The following is a 24,146-nucleotide window of genomic DNA, read 5'->3' as shown; positions in this document are numbered from 1 at the left end:
TGCCTTGACGATACCGCACTCGGAACCTCACTCCGTACCGAAAGACGGAATGCCCCGGTTCCGGCTCAGTGGTGGACATGCCGCGGTGTCGTACGGCGGAATCCGGGCGAGGATCCCGCCGTACGACCGGTTGCTCAGTGGTCAGGCGTGCGCGGTGACGTACGGCTCGAGCTCGCCCGCGACGCGCGCCGGCACGCGGGCGTGCAGGGCCGTGCCGTCGGCGGTGTGCTCCTGGGAGAGCACCTCGCCGAGGTCGTGCACCCGGGCCACCAGGTCGCCGCGCTCGTAGGGAACCAGCGCGTGGACCTCGCGGTCGCCGCGCGGAAGGCTCTCCTCGATCGCCGCCAGCAGCCCGGTCACGCCCTCGCCGGTGCGCGCCGAGACGACGACGCTGTGCGGTTCGTGGCGGCGGAGCCGGGCCAGGGAGAGGTCGTCGGCCACGTCGGCCTTGTTGATCACGACGAGCTCGGGCACGTCGTCCGCGCCGAGCTCGCGCAGCACCTCACGGACCGCGGCGATCTGCGCCTCCGGGTCCGCGTCGGAGCCGTCGACGACGTGGAGGATCAGGTCCGCGTCGGCGACCTCCTCCAGCGTCGAGCGGAACGCCTCGACGAGCTGGTGCGGCAGGTGGCGCACGAACCCGACCGTGTCGGCGATCGTGAACGTCCGGCCGTTCGGCGTGCTCGCCCGCCGGACCGTGGGGTCCAGGGTGGCGAACAGCGCGTCCTCGACGAGGACGCCGGCGCCGGTCACGCGGTTGAGCAGGCTGGACTTGCCGGCGTTGGTGTACCCGGCGATCGCGACCGAGGGAACCTGGCGGTCGCGCCGCCGGGACCGCTTGGTGTCGCGCGCCTTGCCCATCGCCTCGATCTGGCGGCGCAGGCGGGCCATGCGGGACCGGATCCGGCGCCGGTCCAGCTCGATCTTCGTCTCACCGGGACCGCGGCCGCCGATGCCGACGCCGCCGGCGGCGCGGCCGCCGACCTGCCGGGACAGGTTGCCACCCCAGCCGCGGAGGCGCGGCAGGAGGTACTCGAGCTGGGCCAGCTCGACCTGCGCCTTGCCCTCACGGCTGCTGGCGTGCTGGGCGAAGATGTCGAGGATGAGGGCGGTCCGGTCGATCACCTTGACCTGGACGATCTCCTCCAGCTGGCGGAGCTGGCTCGGGGTCAGCTCGCCGTCGCAGATCACGGTGTCGGCGCCCGTCGAGATGACGACGTCGCGGAGCTCCTCGGCCTTGCCGGACCCGATGTAGGTCGCCGGGTCGGGCTTGGAACGCCGCTGGATCATCCCTTCGAGGACGTCGGATCCGGCGGTCTCGGCGAGAAGCGCGAGCTCGCGCAGGGAGTTCTCGGCCTGAGCCTCGTCGCCGTCGGTCCAGACGCCGATCAGGACGACGCGCTCGAGGCGCAGCGCACGGTATTCGACCTCGGTGACGTCGCTGAGCTCCGTGGACAGCCCGGCCACGCGCCGCAGCGCCTGGCGGTCCTCCAGGTCCAGCTCGCCGGTCAGCGGGGTGCGCTCTGGCTCTTCGTAAGGAAAATTCGTCATGTTCCCCCATGTCAACGCCGGAACGTCGCCGGATCTTCCCAGATGTTCCCATGACCGCGCCAGGATCACACCTGCTTATTCCGGACGGGCCGGCGACCGTCCCGCGTGTGGGCGTCCCCGGCGGGAAGGGGATACCCCGGCCCCGTTGACCGGGCTGCGGCGATCTTAATATCGTTTCCGTTAAGCAGAAGAATAATTTCACTGTGCGAAAGAGGGTGGCGCTGATGTCCGAACCTCAAGGTGTGGAGCTGACCGGCCCGGTCCACGAGCGGTACGACGAGATCCTCACGCCCGAGGCGCTCGGCTTCCTCGCCTCCCTGCAGCGTGAGTTCGGCGTCCGCCGGAAGGAGCTGCTGAACAAGCGCGCCGAGCGGCAGGAGGAGCTGGCCCGGGGCGGCACGCTGGACTTCCTGCCGGACACGGCGGCCGTCCGTCATGACGGGTCCTGGCGGGTCGCCAAGCCCGCGCCGGGCCTGGAGGACCGCCGCGTGGAGATCACCGGTCCGACCGACCGGAAGATGACCATCAACGCCCTGAACTCCGGCGCCAAGGTGTGGCTCGCCGACTTCGAGGACGCCAACACGCCGCTGTGGGAGAACATGGTCGGCGGACAGCTCAACCTCCGCGACGCCCTCGACCGCACGATCGACTTCGAGACGGGCGGCAAGTCCTACCGGCTCAAGCCGGACGAGGAGCTGGCGACGATCGTCGTCCGCCCGCGCGGCTGGCACCTGGACGAGAAGCACGTGCTCGTCGACGGCGAGCGGATGTCGGGCTCGCTGTTCGACTTCGGCCTGTACTTCTTCCACTGCGCGCGGCGGCAGCTCGACAAGGGCAAGGGGCCGTACTACTACCTGCCGAAGATGGAGAGCCACCTGGAGGCGCGCCTCTGGAACGACGTCTTCAACCTCGCCCAGGACCTCCTGGAGATCCCGCGCGGCACGATCCGGGCCACGGTCCTGATCGAGACCATCCCGGCGGCGTTCGAGATGGAGGAGATCCTGTACGAGCTGCGCGACCACTCCGCGGGGCTGAACGCCGGCCGCTGGGACTACCTGTTCTCCGTCATCAAGAAGTTCCGCGCCCGTGGCCGGCAGTTCCTGCTGCCGGAGCGCAACGCGATCACGATGACGGCGCCGTTCATGCGCGCGTACACCGAGCTGCTCGTCCGCACCTGCCACAAGCGCGGCGCGCACGCGATCGGCGGCATGGCCGCGTTCATCCCGTCACGCCGTGACGAGGAGGTCAACAAGGCCGCCTTCGAGAAGGTGCGGGCGGACAAGACCCGCGAGAGCAACGACGGCTTCGACGGCTCCTGGGTCGCCCACCCCGACCTGGTTCCGCTCTGCCGCGAGGTCTTCGACGGCGTGCTCGGCGACCGGCCGAACCAGCTCGACCGGCTCCGCGAGGAGGTCTCCGTCGCCGCGTCGGACCTGCTGGCCGTGGACAAGACGCCCGGCGAGATCACGGAGGCGGGGCTGCGCAACAACATCAGCGTCGGCCTGCAGTACATCGCCACGTGGCTCGGCGGCAACGGCGCGGTCGCCATCTTCAACCTGATGGAGGACGCCGCGACCGCCGAGATCTCCCGTTCCCAGATCTGGCAGTGGCTGCGGGGCGACGTGGACCTCGCCGACGGCCCGAAGGTCACGACCGAGCTGGTGGAGCGGATCATCGACGAGGAGCTCGGCAAGATCCGCGAGTCGTACGGCGACGCGTTCGACGAGCGGCGGTTCGCTGACGCGGTGGCGCTGTTCAAGGAGGTGGCGCTCGCCGACGACTACGCCGACTTCCTCACTCTCCCGGCGTACGAGCGGATGCCCTGACTCTCGCCGATCGGCGAAAAAGGGGTGAGGATAACTGGTATGGCACTGCTGGACGCGCTCGCGGCACGGCTCAGGCAGATCGTCGGCGCGGAGAATGTCATCAGCGATCCGGCGGAGCTGGCCACGTACGACTGCGACGGGCTGACCTACCACCGCGCCACGCCCGGCGTCGTCGTGCTGCCGGACACCGCCGAGCAGATCGCGGCGATCGTCCGGGCCTGCGCGGACGCCGGCGTGCCGTACGTCGCGCGCGGCTCGGGGACGGGCCTGTCCGGCGGCGCCCTCCCCCGTACGGACGGCGTGCTGATCGTGACCTCCAGGATGCGCCGCGTCCTGGATGTCGACGCCGCCAACCAGCGCGCGGTCGTCGAGCCGGGCGTCATCAACCTCGACGTGACCCGGGCGGCGCGGCCGTACGGCTACTACTTCGCGCCCGACCCGTCGAGCCAGCAGGTCTGCTCGATCGGCGGGAACGTCGCGGAGAACTCCGGCGGCGCGCACTGCCTGAAGTACGGCTTCACCGTGAACCACGTCCTGGCCTGCGAGGTCGTCACGCCGGACGGGGAGATCGTGGAGCTGACCGAGGGGCCCGGGTACGACCTGCTGGGCGCGTTCGTCGGCTCGGAGGGCACGCTCGGCATCACCACGAAGGTCACCGTACGGCTGACGCGCCTGCCGGAGAGCGTGCGCACGCTGCTGGCGGGGTTCGACTCGATGGAACGGGCCGGCGCGGCGGTGTCGGCCATCATCGCCGACGGGGTGGTGCCCGCCGCGATCGAGATGATGGACGCCCTGTCCATCGAGGCGGCCGAGGCCGCCGTGAGCTGCGGGTACCCGCCGGGCGCGGGCGCGGTGCTCATCGTCGAGCTGGACGGTCCCGCCTCGGAGGTCGACGCGCAGTTCGAGCGGGTGAAGGAGCTGTGCGCGGAGGCGTTCGAGCTGCGGGTCGCCGCCGACGACGTCGAGCGCGGGCTGATCTGGCGGGGCCGCAAGTCGGCGTTCGCCGCGGTCGGGCGGATCAGCCCCGACTACATCGTGCAGGACGGCGTCATCCCCCGGACCATGCTCCCGCAGGTCCTCGCCCGCATCGACGCGATCTCCCGGGAGCGCGGCGTGCGCGTGGCGAACGTCTTCCACGCCGGCGACGGCAACCTCCACCCGCTCGTGCTGTTCGACGGCTCGGAGGCGGGCGCGGGCGAGCGCGCCGAGGAGGTCTCCGGGCGGATCATCGACCTGTGCATCGAGCACGGCGGGTCGATCACCGGCGAGCACGGCGTGGGGATCGACAAGGCCAAGCACATGCCGCGGATGTTCACCGGCGAGGACCTGGACACGATGCAGATGGTGCGGTGCGCGTTCGACCCGGCCGGGCTGTGCAACCCGGGCAAGATCTACCCCACGCCCCGGCTGTGCGGCGAGGTGCCGGGCCGGCGCAGGGGCGTGCATCCGCTGGTCGAGAGCGGGAAGGCGGACCTGTTCTAATGACGGACGCGGCCGCTCGTGATGACGGACGCGCTGCTTCTGGCGGCGGGCCCGGGGCCGGCGGCGCCTCGATGAGCGCGCTCGACGCTCTCGCCAAGGCGTGCGAGGTACGCCCGGGTGAGGACGGCGACGCCGTGCAGGGGGTGACGCCGTCGTACGTGGCCGAGCCCGCGACGGTCGCGGAGGCCGCCGAGCTGATGCGGGCCGCCGCCGAACACGGGCTCACGGTCGTGCCGCGCGGCGCGGGCACCAAGATGCACTGGGGCGCGCCGCCGGACGGCTGCGACCTGCTCGTCGACACCCGCCGTCTGCACCGGATCGTCGAGCACGCCGCCGGGGACCTCGTGGTCAAGACCGAGGCCGGGCTGGCCCTGGACGACCTGCGCGAGGCGCTCGCGGGGTCGCGGCAGCAGCTCGCCCTCGACCCGCTGCCGCCGGGCGGAACCGTGGGCGGGGTCCTCGCGACGGGGACCGCCGGGCCGCGCCGGCTGCTGTACGGCTCGGCGCGCGACCTGCTGATCGGCGTCACGGTCGTCCGCGCGGACGGCGTCGTCGCGCACGCGGGCGGCAAGGTCGTCAAGAACGTCGCCGGGTACGACCTCGGCAAGCTGTTCACCGGCTCGTACGGGACGCTGGGCCTGATCGTCGAGGCGGCGTTCCGGCTGCACCCGCTGCCGCGCGCCACGGCGTACGTCTCGGCCACCGCCGCCGACGCCGGGCAGGCCCTCGCCATGGTGCAGGCCCTGCTGGGCTCGGCGCTGGTGCCGACCGCGATCGAGGTGGACGGGCCCGGTCCGATCACCGTCGCCGCGCTGTTCGAGGGCGTGCCCGACGGGGTGCCGCCCCGTGCGGAGGCGGCGTGCGCGCTCATCGGCGGCCGGACCGGCGAGGGGCCGCCCGGCTGGTGGGGCCGGCTCCCCGAGGGCGAGGTGCTGGCCGAGGTACGGGCCCTGCCGACCGCTCTCGCGGACCTGTTCGGCGGGCTCGGCGGCGCGGCGCGGATCCGCGGATCGGCCGGGCGCGGCGTGTGGCATGTGGCCCTGCCCGCCGACGGCGCGGACGACGTCCTCGAACGGCTGCGCCGCCACGGCTCGGCGGTCGTGCTCGCGGCGCCGGCGGGCGTACGGCTCGACCGGTGGGGGCCGATCCCGGCGCTGCCGCTGATGCGCCGGGTCAAGGACCAGTTCGATCCCGAGCACCGCCTGGCGCCCGGCCGCTTCGTGGGAGGGATCTGATGGAGGAGTTCCGGGAGCTGCTCGACGACTGCGTGCACTGCGGGTTCTGCCTGCCGACCTGCCCGACGTACGCGCTGTGGGGCGAGGAGATGGACTCGCCGCGCGGTCGCATCCACCTGATGGACCAGCTGGAGCGCGGCGGGCCGCTGACCGACTCGACCGTCGAGCACGTCGACCGCTGCCTCGGCTGCATGGCGTGCGTGACCGCCTGCCCGTCCGGCGTCCGCTACGACCGGCTCATCGAGCTGACGCGGGCCCGGGTCGAGGAGGACCATCCGCGGTCGCGCGGCGAGCGGCTGCTGCGGGAAATGATCTTCGCGGTGTTCCCGTATCCGCGGCGGCTGCGGGCGCTGCGCGGGCCGCTGCGCGCCTACCGCCGGCTGCCCGTGGACCTCGGACCCCTCCTGGAGCGGGTCTCTCCCACCCTGGCGGCGATGGAGCGCCTGGCGCCGCCGGCGGCCCGGCACGTACGGCTGCCGGAGCGCGTCGCCGCCCGCGGCGAGCGCCGGGCCGTCGTGGGGATGCTGACCGGGTGCGTGCAGCGGGAGTTCTTCCCCGGCGTGAACGCCGCGACCGCCCGCGTCCTGGCCATGGAGGGCTGCGACGTCGTCATCCCGAAGGGCCAGGGCTGCTGCGGGGCGCTGTCGCTGCACAGCGGCCGGGCGGAGGAGGCGAAGGCGTTCGCGCGCGAGGTGATCGAGGCGTTCGCGGACGTGGACGTCGTCGTGGTCAACGCGGCCGGCTGCGGGTCGGCGATGAAGGACTACGGCGCGGTGCTGGCCGGCGACCCGGAGTGGGCCGGGCGGGCGGCCGCACTGTCGGCCCGGACCCGCGACCTGGCGGAGTTCCTGGCCGAGCTGGGGCCGCGCGCCACCCGGCACCCCCTGGACCTGACCGTGGCGTACCACGACGCGTGCCACCTCGCGCACGCCCAGGGAGTGCGCGCGCAGCCCCGGCGGCTGCTCGGCGACATCCCCGGGCTGGAGGTCAGGGAGGTCGCCGAGCCGGAGCTCTGCTGCGGGTCCGCCGGGGTCTACAACCTGCTGCAGCCGGAGGCGGCGGGCGAGCTCGGTGACCGCAAGGCGGCGAACGTCGCGGCGACCGGCGCGGACCTGCTCGTCGCCGCGAACCCCGGCTGCACCCTGCAGATCACCACGGCCCTGCGCCGCCGTGGGCGGGAGCTGCCGGTGGCCCACACGGCGGAGGTCCTGGACGCATCCATTCGGGGGATCGGCAAGGAGTCGTTTCTCTCCCGGAGGTGAGCGTGTTCCGTCAGGTGCTCGATCCCGTCGCCCATTCCCTCGCGTGGAGCTCGCTGGTCGCCGCGCTGCCGCTGCTGACGCTGTTCGTGCTGCTCGGCGGCCTGCGAATGCGGGCGTGGATCGCCTCGCTGGTCGCCCTCGCCGTCGCGCTGGCCGTCGCGGTCTGGGCGTACGGCATGCCGGCCGGGCAGGCGGCCCTGGCCGGGACGGAGGGCGCGGCGTTCGGGTTCTTCCCGATCCTGTGGATCGTGATCAACGCGATCTGGGTCTACACGATGACCGTGGAGACCGGGCACTTCGACGTCCTCCGAAGATCGTTCGCGCGGGTCAGCGACGACCAGCGGATTCAGGCGATCATCATCGCGTTCTCCTTCGGCGCGCTGCTGGAGGCGCTCGCGGGGTTCGGCACGCCGGTGGCGGTCACCTCGGTCATGCTCATCGCGCTGGGGTTCCGGCCGTTGAAGGCCGCGGTGCTGGCGCTGACCGCGAACACCGCGCCGGTGGCCTTCGGGGCGATGGCCACCCCGGTCCTCACGCTCGGAAAGGTGACGTCGCAGTCCAGCGACACGCTCGGGGCGATGGTGGGGCGGCAGACGCCGATCCTCGCGCTGTTCGTGCCGCTGGTGCTGGTCGGCATCGTCGACGGGCGCCGCGGCCTGCGGGAGACCTGGCCGACCGCGCTCGGCTGCGGGGTGGCGTTCGCGGTCGCGCAGTACGCGACGTCGAACTTCGTGTCGGTTCCGCTGGCGGACGTGGTGGCCTCGCTGGTGTCCGTCGCGGCGGTGGTGGCGATGGTACGGCCGCGGCCGCGGCCGGGCGGTCAGGCGGTGATGGCGGGCGGCGCGGCGGACGAGCCGACGCCGGAGTTCGCCGAGCGGGTGGCCCGGCCGGACGCCCGCCGGGAGGTCCTGCGGGCGTATCTGCCGTACGCGACGATCATCGTGGTGTTCGTCGTCTGCCAGATAACGGCCGTCAAGAACGCTCTGGGCAAGGCGACGCAGATGGTGCAATGGCCGGGCCTGCACCTGGAGAGCGCGGCGGGCAGGCCGCTTTCCCTGCCGACCTTCACGCTCAACTACCTGACGTCTCCGGGCACCCAGATGCTGGCCGCCGGACTGCTCACCATGATCATTTTGCGGATATCGGTCCGCGGTGCGCTGCGCGCCTATCGCGACACACTGGTGCAGCTGCGGTGGGCGATCCTCACCGTCATGCTCGTCCTGGCGCTGGCGTTCGTGATGAACGCTTCGGGACAAACGATCACCTTGGGCACCTGGATGGCGGGCGCGGGGGGATTCTTCGCGTTCCTCTCCCCCATCCTCGGCTGGCTCGGCACCGCGGTGACCGGCTCCGACACGTCCTCGAACTCCCTGTTCGGCGCCCTGCAGGTGGCCGCCGCGGGCAGGGCCGACCTGTCACCGGTGCTCCTGGCGGCCGCCAACAGTTCCGGCGGCGTGCTCGGCAAAATGGTCTCTCCGCAGAACCTGGCGATCGCCGCGGCGGCGGTCGGACTGGACGGCCGGGAGGGCGACATCCTCCGCCGAGTGATCATTTGGAGTCTCGTCTTTCTGGCCGGCATGAGCATGCTGGTCCTTTTGCAGGCGAACGCCATTCTGTCGTGGATGGTGCCCTGACGAACGGTCATCTCTGCGGTAATTCCCGGTTCCGACCTGCTTTGCTATCTTTTGTCCCCTCCAAACGATCGATGCGAGGCTCCGACCCGCCCGCACGCAGCCATCGAACCGGGATGATCAATGCCAGCGAGCCACCGCTCACATCGGCGAAAGAAAGCCGGGAACGCCGCCCGCCTCGGCATCGCGGGCGCCGTCACCGGCGTCGTCGGAGTGGCCGCCGTCGCCGGGTTGATCTTCGCCGTACGGGCCCACGAGACCCACTCCCAGCACGATCCGGGCACCGTCGCGGCCGCCAAGACGGACGCCGCCGCGGCCGGGACCTCCCACGGGCGGACCCTCGCCCAGCTCAAACCGGGCCCGAAGCTCGACCTCACCACCCCGGACGGCTACATCTACTCGATCGCCGCGGTGGAGTCCGGCACCGCCGACAAGCCGCTCTCCGGGAACAGGACACCGCCACCGGACGGCGCGACCCTCGCCTACATCGACTACGTCATCACCAACACCGGCACCCGGCCCGCCCTGCTCGACTTCCCGGCCGACCTGTTCGTCAAGCGCTCGGTCCTGCCGGCGAGCGTCGCGGGCACGGGCCGGTGCATGCCCCAGCCCGGCGCTCCCTCGGACATGTGCACGCTGCCGGACACGACCCAGGTCATCGACACCCTCGGGTTCCCGGCGCCCCGGACCCAGGACGGCGACCAGTTCATCCCGGCCGGCGCCAGCTACCTCGTCCGGGTCGCCACCGACATGGGCGTGGACAAGGGCGCGAAGCAGGACGACCTCGGGCTGTACGTGTGGAACCCACGCTTCGTCGCCAGCCGGCAGGCCGTCAAGGTCGAGTTCCCCTGACCGTCGAGCGCGGACCCCTGAGAGTTACATGAGAAAGCGCCCCGTGACCGTTCACTCCGGTTCCCCCAGGTCGAACCGCCGGTAACGTCGGAACGTGCGCATCCTGGTCGTGGACGACGAACCCGCCGTCCGAGAGTCACTCGCCACCAGCCTCGCCTTCGAGGACTACGAGGTGGAGACCGCGGTGGACGGGCTGGACGCCCTGGAGAAGCTGGACGCCGTCAAGCCCGACCTGCTCCTGCTCGACATCCTCATGCCCCGCCTCGACGGCCTGACCACCTGCCGTCGGCTGCGCGCCCGTGGGGAGACCGTTCCGGTCCTCATGCTCACCGCGCGCGACACCATCGGCGACCGGGTCACCGGCCTGGACTCCGGCGCCGACGACTACCTCGTCAAGCCGTTCGAGCTGGACGAGCTCCTGGCCCGGGTCCGCGCGCTGCTGCGGCGCAGCGCGCTCACCTCCCGGCCGGCCGAGGAGCCCGGAGACGTCCTGGAGTACGCCGGCGTGCGGATGAACACGCTGACGCGGGAGGTCACCCGGGACGACCACGCGCTCAGCCTGACCCGTACGGAGTACACGCTGCTGGAGATGTTCCTGGCGCACCCGCGTCAGGTGCTGACCCGCGAGCAGATCCTCGAGACGGTGTGGGGCTTCGACTTCGAACCCGCCTCGAACTCCCTCGACGTCTACGTGATGTACCTGCGGCGCAAGATGGGCGAGCCGCGGCTCATCCACACCGTCCGCGGTGTCGGGTACGTCCTGCGCGAAGCATGATCACCCGGATGTCGCTGCGGACCCGGCTGGCCGTGCTGACCAGCCTGGCCGTGGCCGTGGCGGTCGCCGCCTGCGCCATCGGCTGCTGGTTCATCGTCCGCCGCCAGCTCGTCGAGCAGCTCGACCAGTCGCTGTCGAGCCCCAAGGCCGGCTTCGGGGGCGGCCCGCCGGGCGGCGGCCAGGGCGGCCCGCTGCGACGGGAGACCAACCCCGTGTCCGACATCTGCACGCAGCCGCCCCGTGGCGGCAACGACCGGTTCCGCGACTTCCTGCCCACCATGCAGGTCGTACGGGCGGACGGCACCACGTGCAGCCCGCAGGACACCACCGACCCGCTCGTGCCGGCGAAGAGCGACGTGCAGGTCGCGGAGGGCCTGCGCGACCTCGTCCGCCGCGACGGCCGCACCCGGAGCGGCACCCCGATGCGGATCTTCACCCACCGCGACCCGAACAGCGGCGTCGCGGTGTCCATCGCCAAGCCCCTCGACCCGGTCAACGAGAAGCTCGACAGCCTCGCCGTGCTGCTGGTCGTCGTCTCCGCCGTCGGGGTCCTCGGCGCGGCCACCGCCGGCCTGCTCGTCGCCCGTGCCGGGCTGCGCCCCGTCGACCGGCTCACCGCCGCCGTCGAGCACATCGCCCGTACCGAGGACCTCGCCACCACGATCCCGGCCGACGGCCACGACGAGATCGCGCGGCTGAGCCGGTCGTTCAACAGCATGACCCGCGCCCTGGCCAGCGCGCGCGAACGCCAGCAGCAGCTGATCGTCGACGCGGGACACGAGCTCCGCACGCCGCTGACCAGCCTGCGCACGAACATCGACCTCATGCTGCGCAGCGAGACGACCGGCCGGCCACTTCCCGCCGCGCACAAGCAGAAACTCCTCGGCAACGTCAAGGAACAACTGGTCGAGCTCACCCACCTCGTCGGCGACCTGCTCGACCTGTCCCGGCCCCAGCCCGCCGCGGGCGCCCGCGTCGAGGAGGACGTCGCGGTGCACGAGGCCGTCGCCAGCGCCCTGCGCCGTGCGCGGCTGCGCGGCCCCGGCCTGCGCGTCGAGGAGGACGTCTCGCCGTGGTACGTCCGTGGTGACGCGGCCTCGCTCGAACGGGCGGTGGTGAACCTCCTCGACAACGCCGTGAAGTTCAGCCCGCCGGACGGCACCGTCACCGTGCGGCTGGCCGGCGGCGAGCTGACCGTACGCGACCAGGGACCGGGCATCCCGCCCGAGGACCTGCCGCACGTCTTCGACCGTTTCTGGCGCTCCCCCTCCGCCCGCGGCCTGCCCGGGTCAGGGCTGGGGCTGGCGATCGTCGCCCGCGCCGTCGCGGACGCGGGAGGCGAGGTCCGGCTGGGGCCCGCCGAGGGCGGCGGCACGCTCGCGTGGCTCCGCCTGCCGGGGTCCGCGACGCCGCCACAGGGCGCGGAGCTGGGCCGCGACGAGCCGCGGGTCGGCGTCGCCGACGCAGGCGGCCGCGCCGGCGGCGAAGACGCCGGTGGCCGGGGCTAGCGGCGCGACGACCAGCACCAGCGCACCGGGGTGGTCGGCCACCACGCGGCGTACCCGCTCGCCGTCCGGGCGCCCGAGGACGACGCAGTCCGGGTCGGCGGCGCCCGTCGAGACCTCGATCGGCTCGGGCGTCAGCGCGGCGAGCCGTACGGCGTCGATCCCAGGACCGATCACCAGCACCGTGAATGCGGGAACCTCGATGCCCGAGCCGGTCGTCACGCCCGTGTCCCCCGGGTTCAGCGTCATGGCCGCCCCCTTTCTCTCCTGACCTCAGCGTGCCCGCCGAAGCTCAGCCCGCCGTTTGCGGACGATGAGAGAGCGATGAGAGCCGGTTTCTCATCCCCGCTTAACAGACGGCTCAGGCGGCTCCCACGATGAGTCGCGAGCTTGGTCCCCATGACCGAGCTGACGACCTCCGTGGCGCCCCCGGGGTCCGGGCCGGCGCACGGTTCAGCCGTGCGCTCCCGGCTCAGCCTCCTGGGGCGTGTCCCGGGAACGACCGAGGAAGACCCCCGCGACCCGCTCGTCGAGGTCGCCATCCCCGTCTACAACGAACAGCACGTCCTGGCGGCCAGCGTGCGCCGGCTGCACGCGTACCTCCGCGCGACCTTCCCGTACCGCTTCGTGATCACGATCGCGGACAACGCGAGCACCGACGGCACCTGGGAGGTCGCGCAGCGGCTCGCGCTGGAGATCCCCGAGGTCGACGCCGTGCACCTGGACCGCAAGGGACGCGGGCGGGCGCTCCGGCACGTATGGAGCACCAGCGTCGCCGACGTGGTCGCCTACATGGACGTGGACCTGTCCACCGACCTGCACGCGTTCCTCCCGCTGATCGCGCCGCTGGTGTCCGGCCACAGCGACCTGGCGATCGGCACGCGCCTGTCCCGCGGCTCCGCCGTCGTACGGGGGCCGAAGCGGGAGTTCATCTCCCGCACCTACAACCTGATGCTGCGGACGGCGCTCGCCGCGCACTTCTCCGACGCCCAGTGCGGGTTCAAGGCCGGCCGCACCGAGATCGTGCGGGCCCTGCTGCCCGCCGTCGAGGACGAGGCCTGGTTCTTCGACACCGAACTGCTGCTGCTCGCCGAGCGCAACGGCCTGCGCATCCACGAGGTGCCGGTGGACTGGGTCGACGACCCCGACAGCCGCGTCGACGTCGTCCGTACGGCAGCGGACGACCTGCGCGGCATGGCGCGGGTGGCCCGGCGCGTCCTGTCCGGCGCCTTCCACGTGCCGGTCCCCACCCGCACGCGAGAGGCCCGATTGCCGACCGGGATGAAGCGGCAGCTGCCGAGCTTCGCCGTCATCGGCGTCATCAGCACCGTCGCCCAGCTCGTCCTGTACGCGCTGCTGCGCTTCCTCATGCCGGTCGTCGCCGCGAACGTCGTGTCCTACTTCCTCGCCGCGATCGCCAACACCGCGGCGAACCGCCGGTTCACCTTCGGCGTCCGCGGCCGCCGGCGGGCCGTACGGCACCAGCTGGAGGGCGGCGTCGCCTTCCTCGTCGGCCTCGCCATCAGTACCGCCGGGCTGGCCGCGCTGAACGCCGCCTCCCCGGGCGCGTCCCGTCTCGTCGAGGTGGGCGCGCTGTTCGCCCTCAACCTGTTCGCCGCCGTCGTACGCTTCGTCCTGCTGCGCGCCTGGGTGTTCCACCCGCGCCGCGCCGCCGAGGGATCGGAGCCCGTCCTCCAGGAGCAGTCCCGTTGACCACGCAGCTGTCCGAACCCGCCGGCGCCTGGCAGGCGCCGCCCGAGAGCCGGCTGAGACGCCTCGCGCTCGGCCCCGCCGAAGACCCCCGCTGGACCCGTCCCGCCCTGTGGGCCGTCCTCGCGCTGGCCACCGCGCTGTACGCCTGGGGCCTGTCCGGGGGCGGCTACGCGAACGACTTCTACTCCGCCGCCGTCAAGAGCGGCGCCCAGAGCTGGAAGGCGTTCTTCTTCGGCTCCCTTGACGCCGGCTCCTTCATCACGGTGGACAAGCCGCCGATGGCCCTGTGGGTCCAGGAGATCTTCGCCCGGATCATGGGCTTCGGCACCTGGAGCCTGCTGCTGCCCGAGGTGATCATGGGCGTCGCGGCGATCGCCGTCGTGTACGCGACGGTCCGGCGGGCCTTCGGGCCGGTCGCGGGCGTCATCGCCGCGCTCGTCATGACGCTCACGCCGATCACCGTGGCGATCAACCGGGACAACAACCCCGACACGCTGCTCGTGCTGCTGCTGGCCCTGGCCGCGTGGGCCTGCCAGCGGGCACTGGAGTCCGGGCGGCTGCGCTGGCTGCTCGCCTCGGCGTTCTTCCTCGGCTGCGGGTTCAACACCAAGATGCTGCAGGCCTACATCCTGCTGCCGGCGCTCGCCCTCGCCTACCTGCTCTTCGCCCACGGCGGCCTGCTCCGCCGGATCGGGCACCTGCTGGCCGCCGGGGTCGTCCTCGCGGTGTCGAGCTTCTGGTGGATGGTGATCGTCGACCTGATCCCCGCCAGCAAGCGGCCCTACATCGGCGGCAGCACGGACGGCACCGCCTGGAACCTCGTCATCGGCTACAACGGCATCGGCCGCATCACCGGCAACGAGAGTGGCGGCCCGGGCGGCGGTGGCGGGCCGGGCGGCGGCCGTGGCGGCCCCGGAGGCGGCGGGGGCTTCTCCGGCCAGTCCGGCATCGGGCGGATGTTCAACGACGTCCTCGGCGGCCAGATCTCCTGGCTGCTGCCACTCGCCGCGATCGCGCTGGTGGCCGGGCTCGTCCTCTACTGGAGGCGGCCGCGCACCGACCTGGCGCGGTCGTCGCTGGTGATGTGGGGCGGCTGGCTGGCTCTGCACTTCGTGGTGTTCAGCTTCGCGAGCGGCATCATGCACCCCTACTACACGACGGCCATGGCCCCGGGAATCGCCGCCCTGACCGGCATCGGCGCCGTCGAGCTCACCCGCGCCCGCCGGCGCGGCGGCGCCTGGCCCTGGGTCCTGCCCGTCGGTGTCGCGGTGACCGGTGCCTGGGCCTTCGTCCTCTTGGGGCGGACCCCGGACTGGAACCCGTGGCTGGCCTGGGTGGTCGCGGGGCTGACCGTGGTCGCGGTGGTCGGTCTGCTGGCCACGCGCCTCGGCCCCGGCGCCCTCGCCCGCTTCGGCGTCCTGGCGGCCGCCGTCGGCCTCGTGGCCGGGCTCGCCGGGCCGGCGGCCTTCGCCGTCTCGGCCGCCGGCAGCCACGCGAACGGCAGCAACCCCACCGCCGGCCCGAACTCCGGCGGCATGGGCTTCCCCGGCATGCGCGGCGGAATGCCGGGCGGCGGGCAGCTGCCCGCCGCCGTCCGGCAGCGCATCGAGGAGAACGGCGGCTTCCGCGGCGGCTTCCCGGGCGGTGGCTTCCCCGGGGGCGGCTTCCCCGGCGGCGCATCCGGTGAAGGGGCGCCCGGCGGCAGCGCGTCCGGCGGCCGGGCGGCGGGCCGCCTGGGTGGCCAGGGCGGTGGCCCCGGCATGGGCAGGGAGCCGAACTCCCAGATGATCTCGTACCTGGAGAAGAACCAGGGCGGCGCGACTTGGCTCGTCGCGGTCAGCAACTCCCAGAGCGCGGCGTCGCTCATCCTGCAGACCGGCAGGCCGGTGATCTCCATGTTCGGCTTCGTCGGCAGTGACAGGGCCATGACGGCGCAGAAGCTCCAGGAGCTGGTCAAGGCCGGGAAACTGCACTACGTGATGACCGGCGGCGGCTTCGGCGGACGCGGCGGCCCCGACGGCGGCGGCAACTCCGACGTGACCACCTGGGTCACCAAGAACTGCACCGCCGTGAAGTCCTCCGAGTACGGCGGCTCCACGCAGAGCAACGGCTCCACCGAGACCAGCGGCTCCTCCCTCTACCGCTGCGGCTGACGGACCCGCGGGCCCGGCGACTCCCCGCGCCGGGCCCGCGACCACCCCTCCGCTGAATCCCGGCGCCTGATGTACATCTGATACATTGATGACATGAGTGATCCAGTGATCGAGTCCATGGCAGAGGCCCGACGTCACTTCGCGGACGTCATCGATCGAGCACGCCGAGACGAGATCCCCACGATCATTACCCGGCGCGGCAAGCAGGAGGCCGTGGTACTCGACATCAATGAGTATGAGCGTCTGCGCCATATCGCGGAGCAGGCGGAGGAGACCTGGCTCAACAAGCTGGCCGACGAAGCGGAGGCCGAGGGGACGGAAGGATCGGTCTCTTTGGAGGAGATGGCCGCCATCCTCCGAGCACACCACGGTTGAGTCCTCATGGGTTACATCACGCGGTTCACACCGCACGCCCAGCGGGACATGTTGAAGGTTCCTCGTGCTGAGGCAGTCCGTATCCTCCACCGCCTAACGGATCTCCAGAAGGCGATGAACGTTGGCGACACCTCCGCCTTCGACATCAAGGCCCTCCAAGGACACGCCTCGCGATGGCGGCTCCGAGTCGGTGACTATCGCATCGTCTACACGATCGAGGATCAGCAACTCATCGTGTGGGTTCTGACGGTCGGCAATCGCCGGGAGGTCTACCGAGGCCTTTGAGCCACCGGGGACGATGTTCCTCGAACAGCGGCGAGTCATCGCCGGAAGCCGATGTCGGTCCAGATCGGGTCGCTCAGGCCGAAGGCGCCCCAGTTGGCGAGGGACGATCGGACCGGCACGATCTGGGGGCGCTGGTACAGCGGCAGCGAGTGCATCTCCCGCCAGATCATCCGGTCGGCCTCGTTCGCCGCGCGCCGGGCCCGGGTCGGGTCGAGTTCGCCGACGGCCCGGGCGAGTGTCCGGTCGAGGCGCGCGGAGCCGACGCGGGCGAGGTTCTGCAGCACGGCGCCGCCGCGAGGCCGGGCGTACACCGACTCCAGGTTCGAGATCGGATACGGCGTGCCGTGCCAGGTGAACGGGGCGAGGTCGAAGGCGCCCGGCAGGAGGTACCGGTCGAAGAAGTCGCCGTCGGGCACCGGGTGGAGCAGCAGCCGCACGCCCACCCGGCGCAGCATCGCCTGGATCAGCTCCCCGCTCTGCCGGCTCGTCGTCGCGCTCTCCGGATAGACGAAGCGCAGGGCCAGCGTCCGGCCGTTCTTCCGGCGCGTTCCCCCGGCCCGCGCCCAGCCGGCCCGATCGAGAAGCCGTCCGGCCTGGGCCGGGTCGTACGTTCCCGCCCCTCCGGTGTTGTCCTGGTAGCCGCGTTGGGTGTCGACGTACACGTGGTCGTTCATGACCTCGGGCCGTCCCGGGAGGCCGTGCAGGGCCGACCGGGCGACGGCCGGGCGGTCGATGGCCATCGCGATCGCCCGGCGCACGTCCGGATCCGACAGGATCGGGCCGGCGCCGTTGAAGGTGAGCTGGGTGAAGTCCGGTCCGGCCGCCCGGCGTACCGACACCCCGGTGGTCCCCTGGAGACGCGCGTACGCGGCGGCGTCCGGCCCGGCGTCGTAGCCGTCGATCTCACCGCCGAGCAGCGCGCCGGGCATGGCGTCGCGGGCGAGGTACCGGAAGACGATCCGGTCGAGCTTCGCGCGGGTCCCCCACCAGGCGGGGTCCCGGACGACCGAGACGGTCTGCGCCGTCCGGTCGATGCGTTCCGGCCGGAACGGGCCGGCGGTGACGGGGATCCGGTTCAGCCAGGCGTGGTCCCAGCGGTCCGGCGTGCCGATGGTCCTGGCCGGGTAGAGCGGGCTGAACAGCTCGGGCCACTCGCCGAACGGCCGGGCGAACGTGACGACGACCTGCCGGTCGCCGGTGCCGCGCTCGACGCTGCGGACGCGGTCGTACCCGGTGGACGTGGCGATCGCGTATTCGGGGTCCCGGCCGCGGGTCGCCCGCCAGAGGGCCCGGAAGTCGCGGTAGCCGATCGGCGTGCCGTCGGACCAGCGGGCCTTCGGGTTCAGGTCGTAGACGACGACCTGACGCGGCCTCCTACGGGCGACCCGGACGCGGGCGAGGTAGTCGGGGTTCGGGTGCACCGCGCCGGTCGCGTCGGCGCGGAACAGCCAGGGCAGCGTGGTGCGCAGGACCGTGACCGCGTCGAGGTTCGGGCCGCCGAGGTGCCAGTAGTTCCACTGGGCGCGGAACTCCCCGGCCGCGAGCCGCAGGGTGCCGCCGTCCCGCACGGCGTCGCGCGGAGCCGGGCCGATGTCGTACGGGGCGAGCGCGGACGGCGCGCCGGGACGGGTGCCGCCGCAGCCGGCCGACGTGATCAGGATCAACGCGCTCAGTACGAGCCTTACGGGGGTCATCCGCGTTCCCGGAGTGAGAGGAGACCCGGCAGGCCGGCGCCGGCCAGGTCGACGGCGAGCAGGACGAGGACGAGCGCGACCACCGGCGGCAGGAACAGCCAGGGGAACACCGTCGCGGAGGGAACGCCGTCGGCGATGAGCGTGCCGAGGGAGACGTCGGGCGGGCGGACGCCGAATCCGAAGTAGGACAGGCCGGACTCCGCGACGATGGCCGCGCCGGTGTTCAGGGTGGCGTCGGCGAGCAGCAGCGGCATCAGGCTCGGCAGGACGTGCCGCCGGACGATCGCCCGGGCGGGTGCGCCGAGCTGGCGGGCCGCCAGGACGTACCCCTCATCGCGCAGCGAGCGTGTGGCGGCCCGGACGGCCCGCGCCGTGACCGGCCACAGGAGGCAGGTGAGCAGGAGGGCGGTTCCGCCCGTGCCGCCGATCGCCCGTGACGTCACCGCGGCGACCAGGAACGGCGGGAGGACCAGGATCAGGTCGGTGACCCACCGCAGGAGGCGATCCGCCCATCCCCCGAGGTGGCCCGCCGCCGTGCCGGTGACGGCGGCCAGGCCCGTCGACCCGGACGCCACCAGCAGGCCGATCACGAGGGAGCGGCGCAGGGCCCGCAGCGTGACCGCGTACATGTCGCGGCCGGTCGGGGTCGTGCCGAGCCAGTGCGCCGCAGACGGGGGATCGCCGAACGCCGTGACGTCGACGCCCGCCCAGCCCCATCGGGTGAGGTACGGGCCGGCGTACGCCACCGCGCCGAGCAGGGTGAGCAGCGCCAGGCCGGCCGGGCGCCGTCCGTGCCTCACGTACGGGTCCGGGGGTCCAGGGCCGCGACGGCGAGGTCGGACAGCAGACCCGCCCCGGTGACCACGATGGCGGCGAAGCAGCAGTACGCGGCGACCGCGTTCACGTCGCCACGGTGGATCGAGTCGATGAGCCACTCCCCCATGCCGTGCCAGGCGAACACCTTCTCGGTGCACGCCGCGCCGCCGAGGAGCGTCGCGCACCCGTACGCCGACAGCGGGACCACCGGGATCACCGCGACGCGCAGCGCGTGCCGGGTCAGCACCCGGCGGCGGGTCAGCCCCTTGGCGACCGCGGCGCGTACGAACGCGGCATCGGCGGTGTCCCGCAGGGTGCCGCGAAGGTAGTGGGCGAGGACCGCCGCCCGGCCGAGGGCGATCGTGAGCGTCGGGAGGACGAGGTGCCGGCCGCGCTCGGCGATCGCGTGCAGGGATCCGCCCGGCCGGCCGGGGGTGTACTCCCCCGTCCAGGCGAAGATCCTCGTCCCGGTCCGTGCGTCGGCCCACTGCGCCGCGATCTCGCCCACGGTGGCCAGGACGACCACGGGAACGGCCAGGACGGTGAAGCCGCCGGCCGCGGCGAGGCGCTCGATGACCGGGGACCGGCCCGCCGCGCCGACGAGCCCGAGCGCCGCGCCGAGGGCGTTGCCGAGCAGCACTCCGGCCAGGAGGAGGCGGAGGCTCACGCCGGCCCGCCGGCCCATCTCCTCCGCCGCCGGAGTGTCGTCCACGGTGCGGCCGAGGTCGCCGCGTACGGCGCCGGACGCCCAGGTGAGGTAGCGCACGACCAGGGGTGTCCGGTCGTCGGCGTTCAACCGGGCGAGCCGTGCCTCGACGACGGCGTGCGACGGCCGTGGATTCCGCGCCTCCAGCTCCGCGCGCGGGTCGAGGGCGGCGGCAGCGAGGAGGTAGGCGAGGCTGACCGCGACGGCGAGGAGGACGGCCTGCCCGGCCGACCTGCGCAGGAGGACGCCCGCCACGCACACCTCCTCCGCGCGTGCCCGATTGAGCCGACCACGTGAAGTTATCGACTGCTCACGCCTCGCGCAGAGGATCGGGGAGATGTTAGGGATGTCGGGTACGTCGGCCTCTGACCTGGAGCGGCGGGGCGGTCACCCGCCTCGCCGCCGCCTCAGCTCCTACGGTCCCCGCCGTGTGGTGGGGTCGTGCAGGCGACCTCGGCGCGGTCACCGCCGTTCCCGTTGCCGCGGGCGGCCGTGCGCCAGGTCGCGACCTCGACGCACGCGCCGCCGTTGCCGCTGCTGCGTGTCGACTTGCGCCAGTTCATTTCCATCGTTCGGCCACTTTCTTGATCAGGTTGAGTGATGCCTGACGCGGGAGCGCCTCGGCGCGAAGCGACTCCCACATCCGTTTCACGATCGCCAGGTCATCCGCGCTCTCCGCCACCTGGCCGTACAGCGCGGTGTCCAGGTAGACGAACTCGTCGCCGTCCATGGTCGCGATGACGAAGGGCCCGGCCAGGCCGGCGTACGCGCCGGTGTCCCCCGGAATCACCTGCACGACGATGTCCGAACGCGCCTCGCACAGCTGGACGAGGTACAGGAGCTGCTCACGCATGACCCTCGGTCCGCCGACGGCCCGGTGGAGGACCCCCTCATCGACCACCGCGACGAACATCGGCGGCTCGTCGCGTTCGAGGATCTGCTGCCGCTCGACCCGGGTCCGCACCTGCGCCTCGATGTCCTGCGAGGCGGGCTGCCCGCTCTTCTCGAAGACCGCGCGGGCGTAGTCCGGCGTCTGCAGCAGGCCCGGGATGAGGAGCGCTTCGAACCAGTTCAGGGCCGTGGCCTGCTCTTCGATGATCCGCCACCGATCGAGCCAGTCCGGGATCAGCTCGCGCTCGACCAGCTCCTTCAGCAGCCGCCGGAGCGCTCCGCCGGTGCCGAGGGCGTCGTCGCACCGTTTGACGAAATCAACTTTCGGTTTGCGCCGCGCCGTCTCGACCATCCCGACGGCGGACTCCGAATAATTGATCGCCTTGGCCAACTGCAGCTGACTCATCTTCCGATACTCACGCCAGGACCTTAACTCAGCGGCGAAGTACTCCAGCCAGGTACGGCCGTCATTGAACCTCACAGTTCCCTCACAACCGCTTCACAAACCGGGCGCGCACGCTCACGGTAACGGGGTCTTCGCATCGAGAATACGTCTTTCCAGGTAGACGTGGGAGGTGAATCACGCACCGTCAGGAAGCCGCAAGAGATGAAAACCACACCGCGTTCGAGCTGCATGCTGATCGCCGCCCTTCCGACCGCCGCCGGCCGGGCCCGCGCCTATACGCGATGGGCCCTTCGCAGCTGGCGGCTCGACCAGACGATCGAGACCGCCGAGCTGCTGGTCAGCGAGCTGGTGACGAACGCCGTGAAGGCGACTGGGGCCGTGGCCTGCCCCATTCGCTCCGGCCGGCGGGACGGGGAGCCGTCGATCTATCTCTGTCTTTCGACATTCGCCGAGAGCCTGCTGATCGAAGTGTGGGACACGAGTGACGATCCGCCGCACCGGCGAACCGCTTCGGACGACGACGAGAACGGCCGCGGACTGCTCCTCGTCCAAGCCCTCGCGAAGGACTGGGGATATGAATCATTACACTCAGGTGGAAAAATCGTATGGTGCGAGTGCCTACTCCTCGAGTGAGCCCCGAAGAAAGTCATACGCGACCTAGTCGTGGAATATCCCGACTTGATGCGACACGCCGCGAAGGGCCCCGTAGGAAAGGAGCACGGCCGGGGAGTGCCCTGCGGTGGACATTCCCCGGCCGCTCATCATGGATTCCCCGCCTCAGTCGAGGAGGAAGGCGGCGACCTCGGCACGCTGGTCGCGGGCCGGGCCGTCGAACGCCGCGAGCCACTGGGCGCGCTTGTAGTAGCGGTGCAGGACGTGCTCCCAGGTGAAACCGATGCCACCGTGCCCCTGGATGGCGCTCTCGCAGGCGAAGACCGCCGCCTCGCCGGCGTGGGCCTTGGCGGCGAGGCAGGCCTGGCGCGCCATCGGGTCGTCCTCGGCGACGCACCACGCGGCCCAGTAGGCGAGCGAACGCGCCTCCTGGAGCCGTACGTAGACGTCGGACGCCTTGTGCGACACCGCCTGGTACACGCCGATCGGCTTGCCGAACTGCTTGCGCTCCTTGGCGTAGGCGACCAGCAGGTCCAGCGCGCGCTGCGCCACGCCGACCGCCTCCAGGGCCACCGCGGCGTACGCGCGGTCCCGGATCCGGCCGAGCAGGGCGGCGGCCGCCTCCCCGGTCGCCAGCGGGCGCGCCGGCGCGCCCTCGAACCGGACGCTCGCCAGGCGCCGCGTGCCGTCCAGCCCGCCGTGCGGCGTGACGACGGCGTCGGAGGCGTTCACGGCGTACAGCCCGTCGGCGGCCGTCACGACGAACAGGTCGACCGCCGCGCCGTCCGGGACGAGGACCTTCTGGCCCGTGAGCCGCCCGTCGGAGACCGACGTGCCGGCCGGGTGCAGCAGGCCCTGGCGCATGCCCGGCTCCGCCCAGGCGAGCGTGGCCGTCAGCCGGCCGTCCGCCACCTGCTTGGCCGCCTCGTCGTCGAGTGCGGGGGCGGCCAGGACGGTCGTGGAGAAGTACGGCGCGGCGAGCGGCCGGTAGCCGGTCTCCTCCAGGAGCACGGCCTGGTCGAGGAAGGTCAGCTCGGCGTCGAGCCAGCCCATCTCGGCGAGCTTCGGCCAGACCTCGGCGTCGACGCCGGTCTCGGAGTCGGCGAGTCGCGCGAGGCGGACGTCGTCGTAACGGTCGGCGAGGAACTCCCGGGTGAAGCCCCGCAGCTGCTCCTGCTCTTCGGAGAACGCGAAGTCCATGATCAACGTCCCTTCGGCAGGCCGAGGACCCGCTCGGCGATGATGTTGCGGAGGATCTCCGAGGTGCCCGCCTCGATCGTGTTGCCCCGGGACCGCAGCTGCCAGTACTGCCAGAAGCCGTTCCACGGCGCGTCCTCGCCGGTGACCTGGGCGTGCAGGCCGAACACCGACTGGGCGAGCGAGGTGAGCCGCTGGTTGGCCTCGCTCCAGGCGAGCTTGACGCCCGAGCCCTCCGGACCGGGGATGCCGGTCTCCAGCAGCGTGGTCAGGGCCCGGTAGTTGGTGAAGCGCAGCGACTGCATCTCGATCCACTCACGGGCGACGGCGTCGCGGATCAGCGGGTCGTCGGCGGGCCGCCGGCCGTCCGGCCCCTCCTCCCGTACGAGATCGACCAGGTGGTTCACCATGCGCTCGAGCTCGGCGGACAGCGCGAAGCCCAGCGTGCCGCGCTCGTGCAGCAGAGTGGTCATCGCGACCTTCCAGCCGTCACCCGGCTGCCCGAGGATCGACTCGCGCGGCACCCGTACGTCGTCGAAGAAGATCTCGTTGAACTCCGGGTCGCCGGTGATCTGGTGCAGCGGGCGTACGGTGACGCCGGGCGCGTGCATGTCGACGATGAGGTAGGACAGGCCGGCGTGCTTGGGAACGTCCGGGTCGGTGCGGACGACGAGGATGCACCAGTCGGCCTTGTGCGCGTAGGACGACCAGACCTTCTGCCCGTTCACCACCCAGTGGTCGCCGTCGAGGACGGCGCTCGTACGGCCGGCGGCCAGGTCCGAGCCCGAGCCGGGCTCGGAGAACCCCTGGCACCAGATCTCCTCGCCGGACAGCAGCGGCTTGAGGTACCGCTGCTTCTGCTCGCCGGTGCCCCAGGCGATGATCGTCGGACCGGCCATGTTCAGGCCGATGACCCCCGGGTGATTGGGTGCGTCGGCGCGGGACGCCTCCTCCAGATAGATCGCCTGGTAGGTCGGGGACAGCCCCCGCCCGCCGTACTCCTCCGGCCAGGTGATCCCGACGTAGCCGGCGTCGTAGAGCCGCCCGCCCCACGCGCGCAGCGCGTCGAAGTCGCCGCGGCCCGCCTCGACCGCGCGTTCCGGCGCGTTCTCCTGGAGCCACGAGCGGAGCTCCGCGCGGAACGCGGCCTCCTCGGGTGTGTCGCGAAAGTCCACGCTG

The 24,146-nt window shown here is 72.2% G+C and carries 21 protein-coding genes; 13 read left to right on the top strand and 8 right to left on the bottom strand.

Annotated features, from left to right (window positions below; genetic code table 11):
• Positions 1-141: 141 nt before the first annotated feature.
• A complete protein-coding gene (gene hflX / locus NDW01_RS00530; protein WP_252815496.1) occupies positions 142-1,551 on the bottom strand; it encodes a GTPase HflX in 1,410 nt (469 codons plus the stop codon).
• A 224-nt stretch (positions 1,552-1,775) separates the two neighbouring features.
• Between hflX and aceB the strand changes: the two genes are divergently transcribed.
• The 12 genes from aceB (at position 1,776) to NDW01_RS00465 (ending at position 16,645) form a co-directional block, all read left to right on the top strand.
• Positions 1,776-3,377 carry a malate synthase A gene (gene aceB, locus NDW01_RS00525; protein ID WP_252815494.1) on the top strand — a complete coding sequence of 534 codons (1,602 nt, stop codon included), beginning with the start codon at positions 1,776-1,778 and terminating at the stop codon, positions 3,375-3,377.
• A 39-nt stretch (positions 3,378-3,416) separates the two neighbouring features.
• Entirely contained in the window at positions 3,417-4,859 is a 1,443-nt protein-coding gene (locus tag NDW01_RS00520; RefSeq protein WP_252815491.1) for an FAD-linked oxidase C-terminal domain-containing protein, read from the top strand.
• Between the two features lie 71 nt (positions 4,860-4,930).
• Positions 4,931-6,094, top strand: coding sequence for an FAD-binding oxidoreductase (locus tag NDW01_RS00515; protein WP_252815489.1), 1,164 nt, complete (start codon positions 4,931-4,933; stop codon positions 6,092-6,094).
• Positions 6,094-7,356 carry a glycolate oxidase subunit GlcF gene (glcF, locus tag NDW01_RS00510; protein ID WP_252815487.1) on the top strand — a complete coding sequence of 421 codons (1,263 nt, stop codon included), beginning with the start codon at positions 6,094-6,096 and terminating at the stop codon, positions 7,354-7,356. The genes NDW01_RS00515 and glcF overlap by 1 nt, the downstream gene beginning before the upstream one ends.
• Entirely contained in the window at positions 7,353-8,990 is a 1,638-nt protein-coding gene (locus NDW01_RS00505; protein ID WP_252815485.1) for an L-lactate permease, read from the top strand. Before glcF ends, NDW01_RS00505 begins: the two co-directional genes overlap by 4 nt.
• Before the next feature lie 120 nt (positions 8,991-9,110).
• Positions 9,111-9,839 (top strand): hypothetical protein, encoded by a 729-nt coding sequence (locus tag NDW01_RS00500; protein ID WP_252815484.1) that lies wholly within the window; start codon positions 9,111-9,113, stop codon positions 9,837-9,839.
• Between the two features lie 100 nt (positions 9,840-9,939).
• On the top strand, positions 9,940-10,614 hold the full coding sequence (locus NDW01_RS00495) for a response regulator (RefSeq protein WP_252817309.1): 675 nt from the start codon (positions 9,940-9,942) through the stop codon (positions 10,612-10,614).
• Between the two features lie 8 nt (positions 10,615-10,622).
• Positions 10,623-12,122 (top strand): HAMP domain-containing sensor histidine kinase, encoded by a 1,500-nt coding sequence (locus tag NDW01_RS00490; RefSeq protein WP_252815481.1) that lies wholly within the window; start codon positions 10,623-10,625, stop codon positions 12,120-12,122.
• 396 nt (positions 12,123-12,518) lie between these two features.
• On the top strand, positions 12,519-13,832 hold the full coding sequence (locus NDW01_RS00485; RefSeq protein WP_252815479.1) for a bifunctional glycosyltransferase family 2/GtrA family protein: 1,314 nt from the start codon (positions 12,519-12,521) through the stop codon (positions 13,830-13,832).
• The gene (locus NDW01_RS43470) at positions 13,829-15,985 is read left to right on the top strand and encodes a glycosyltransferase family 39 protein (RefSeq protein ID WP_305883742.1); all 2,157 of its coding nucleotides are present in this window, start codon (positions 13,829-13,831) and stop codon (positions 15,983-15,985) included. The genes NDW01_RS00485 and NDW01_RS43470 overlap by 4 nt, the downstream gene beginning before the upstream one ends.
• A gap of 93 nt (positions 15,986-16,078) precedes the next feature.
• A complete protein-coding gene (locus tag NDW01_RS00470) occupies positions 16,079-16,360 on the top strand; it encodes a type II toxin-antitoxin system Phd/YefM family antitoxin (protein ID WP_252815477.1) in 282 nt (93 codons plus the stop codon).
• Between the two features lie 6 nt (positions 16,361-16,366).
• On the top strand, positions 16,367-16,645 hold the full coding sequence (locus NDW01_RS00465) for a type II toxin-antitoxin system RelE family toxin (RefSeq protein ID WP_252815475.1): 279 nt from the start codon (positions 16,367-16,369) through the stop codon (positions 16,643-16,645).
• A gap of 35 nt (positions 16,646-16,680) precedes the next feature.
• Here the strand turns inward: NDW01_RS00465 and NDW01_RS00460 are convergent, their stop codons facing one another.
• The 5 genes from NDW01_RS00460 to NDW01_RS00440 form a co-directional block, all read right to left on the bottom strand.
• A complete protein-coding gene (locus NDW01_RS00460; protein WP_252815473.1) occupies positions 16,681-18,339 on the bottom strand; it encodes an ABC transporter family substrate-binding protein in 1,659 nt (552 codons plus the stop codon).
• Positions 18,336-19,139: an ABC transporter permease gene (locus NDW01_RS00455; RefSeq protein ID WP_252815471.1), complete on the bottom strand. Its 804-nt coding sequence runs from the start codon at positions 19,137-19,139 to the stop codon at positions 18,336-18,338. Before NDW01_RS00455 ends, NDW01_RS00460 begins: the two co-directional genes overlap by 4 nt.
• Positions 19,136-20,116 (bottom strand): ABC transporter permease, encoded by a 981-nt coding sequence (locus NDW01_RS00450; RefSeq protein ID WP_252815469.1) that lies wholly within the window; start codon positions 20,114-20,116, stop codon positions 19,136-19,138. Before NDW01_RS00450 ends, NDW01_RS00455 begins: the two co-directional genes overlap by 4 nt.
• A gap of 152 nt (positions 20,117-20,268) precedes the next feature.
• Positions 20,269-20,430: a DUF397 domain-containing protein gene (locus tag NDW01_RS00445; RefSeq protein ID WP_252815465.1), complete on the bottom strand. Its 162-nt coding sequence runs from the start codon at positions 20,428-20,430 to the stop codon at positions 20,269-20,271.
• Complete coding sequence (locus NDW01_RS00440; RefSeq protein ID WP_308211608.1) at positions 20,421-21,233, bottom strand: helix-turn-helix domain-containing protein; 813 nt, start codon at positions 21,231-21,233, stop codon at positions 20,421-20,423. The genes NDW01_RS00445 and NDW01_RS00440 overlap by 10 nt, the downstream gene beginning before the upstream one ends.
• Positions 21,234-21,359: 126 nt before the next feature.
• Here NDW01_RS00440 and NDW01_RS00435 point away from each other — a divergent pair, with 126 nt between their 5' ends.
• Positions 21,360-21,791 carry an ATP-binding protein gene (locus NDW01_RS00435; RefSeq protein WP_252815461.1) on the top strand — a complete coding sequence of 144 codons (432 nt, stop codon included), beginning with the start codon at positions 21,360-21,362 and terminating at the stop codon, positions 21,789-21,791.
• Positions 21,792-21,935: 144 nt separating this feature from the next.
• On the opposite strand, the gene NDW01_RS00430 is transcribed toward NDW01_RS00435, so the two are convergent.
• Positions 21,936-22,970: an acyl-CoA dehydrogenase family protein gene (locus NDW01_RS00430; RefSeq protein ID WP_252815458.1), complete on the bottom strand. Its 1,035-nt coding sequence runs from the start codon at positions 22,968-22,970 to the stop codon at positions 21,936-21,938.
• A 2-nt stretch (positions 22,971-22,972) separates the two neighbouring features.
• Entirely contained in the window at positions 22,973-24,142 is a 1,170-nt protein-coding gene (locus tag NDW01_RS00425; protein WP_252815456.1) for an acyl-CoA dehydrogenase family protein, read from the bottom strand.
• Positions 24,143-24,146 lie beyond the last annotated feature (4 nt).

It is taken from the genome of Actinoallomurus soli (assembly GCF_024055715.1).
In the GTDB taxonomy this organism is placed as follows: domain Bacteria; phylum Actinomycetota; class Actinomycetes; order Streptosporangiales; family Streptosporangiaceae; genus Actinoallomurus; species Actinoallomurus soli.
The sequence above is the reverse complement of the archived record's forward strand: the minus strand, read 5'-3'. Positions and strand labels throughout refer to the sequence as shown.

Coding starts and splice junctions, on each gene's coding strand:
- NDW01_RS00485 (WP_252815479.1), top strand. CDS start 12,519: ATGACCGAGCTGACGACCTCCGTGGCGCCCCCGGGGTCCGGGCCGGCG.
- NDW01_RS00490 (WP_252815481.1), top strand. CDS start 10,623: ATGTCGCTGCGGACCCGGCTGGCCGTGCTGACCAGCCTGGCCGTGGCC.
- NDW01_RS00430 (WP_252815458.1), bottom strand. CDS start 22,970: ATGGACTTCGCGTTCTCCGAAGAGCAGGAGCAGCTGCGGGGCTTCACC.
- NDW01_RS00445 (WP_252815465.1), bottom strand. CDS start 20,430: ATGGAAATGAACTGGCGCAAGTCGACACGCAGCAGCGGCAACGGCGGC.
- glcF (WP_252815487.1), top strand. CDS start 6,094: ATGGAGGAGTTCCGGGAGCTGCTCGACGACTGCGTGCACTGCGGGTTC.
- hflX (WP_252815496.1), bottom strand. CDS start 1,551: ATGACGAATTTTCCTTACGAAGAGCCAGAGCGCACCCCGCTGACCGGC.
- NDW01_RS00515 (WP_252815489.1), top strand. CDS start 4,931: ATGAGCGCGCTCGACGCTCTCGCCAAGGCGTGCGAGGTACGCCCGGGT.
- NDW01_RS00465 (WP_252815475.1), top strand. CDS start 16,367: ATGGGTTACATCACGCGGTTCACACCGCACGCCCAGCGGGACATGTTG.
- NDW01_RS00460 (WP_252815473.1), bottom strand. CDS start 18,339: ATGACCCCCGTAAGGCTCGTACTGAGCGCGTTGATCCTGATCACGTCG.
- NDW01_RS00435 (WP_252815461.1), top strand. CDS start 21,360: ATGAAAACCACACCGCGTTCGAGCTGCATGCTGATCGCCGCCCTTCCG.
- NDW01_RS00470 (WP_252815477.1), top strand. CDS start 16,079: ATGAGTGATCCAGTGATCGAGTCCATGGCAGAGGCCCGACGTCACTTC.
- NDW01_RS00500 (WP_252815484.1), top strand. CDS start 9,111: ATGCCAGCGAGCCACCGCTCACATCGGCGAAAGAAAGCCGGGAACGCC.
- NDW01_RS00520 (WP_252815491.1), top strand. CDS start 3,417: ATGGCACTGCTGGACGCGCTCGCGGCACGGCTCAGGCAGATCGTCGGC.
- aceB (WP_252815494.1), top strand. CDS start 1,776: ATGTCCGAACCTCAAGGTGTGGAGCTGACCGGCCCGGTCCACGAGCGG.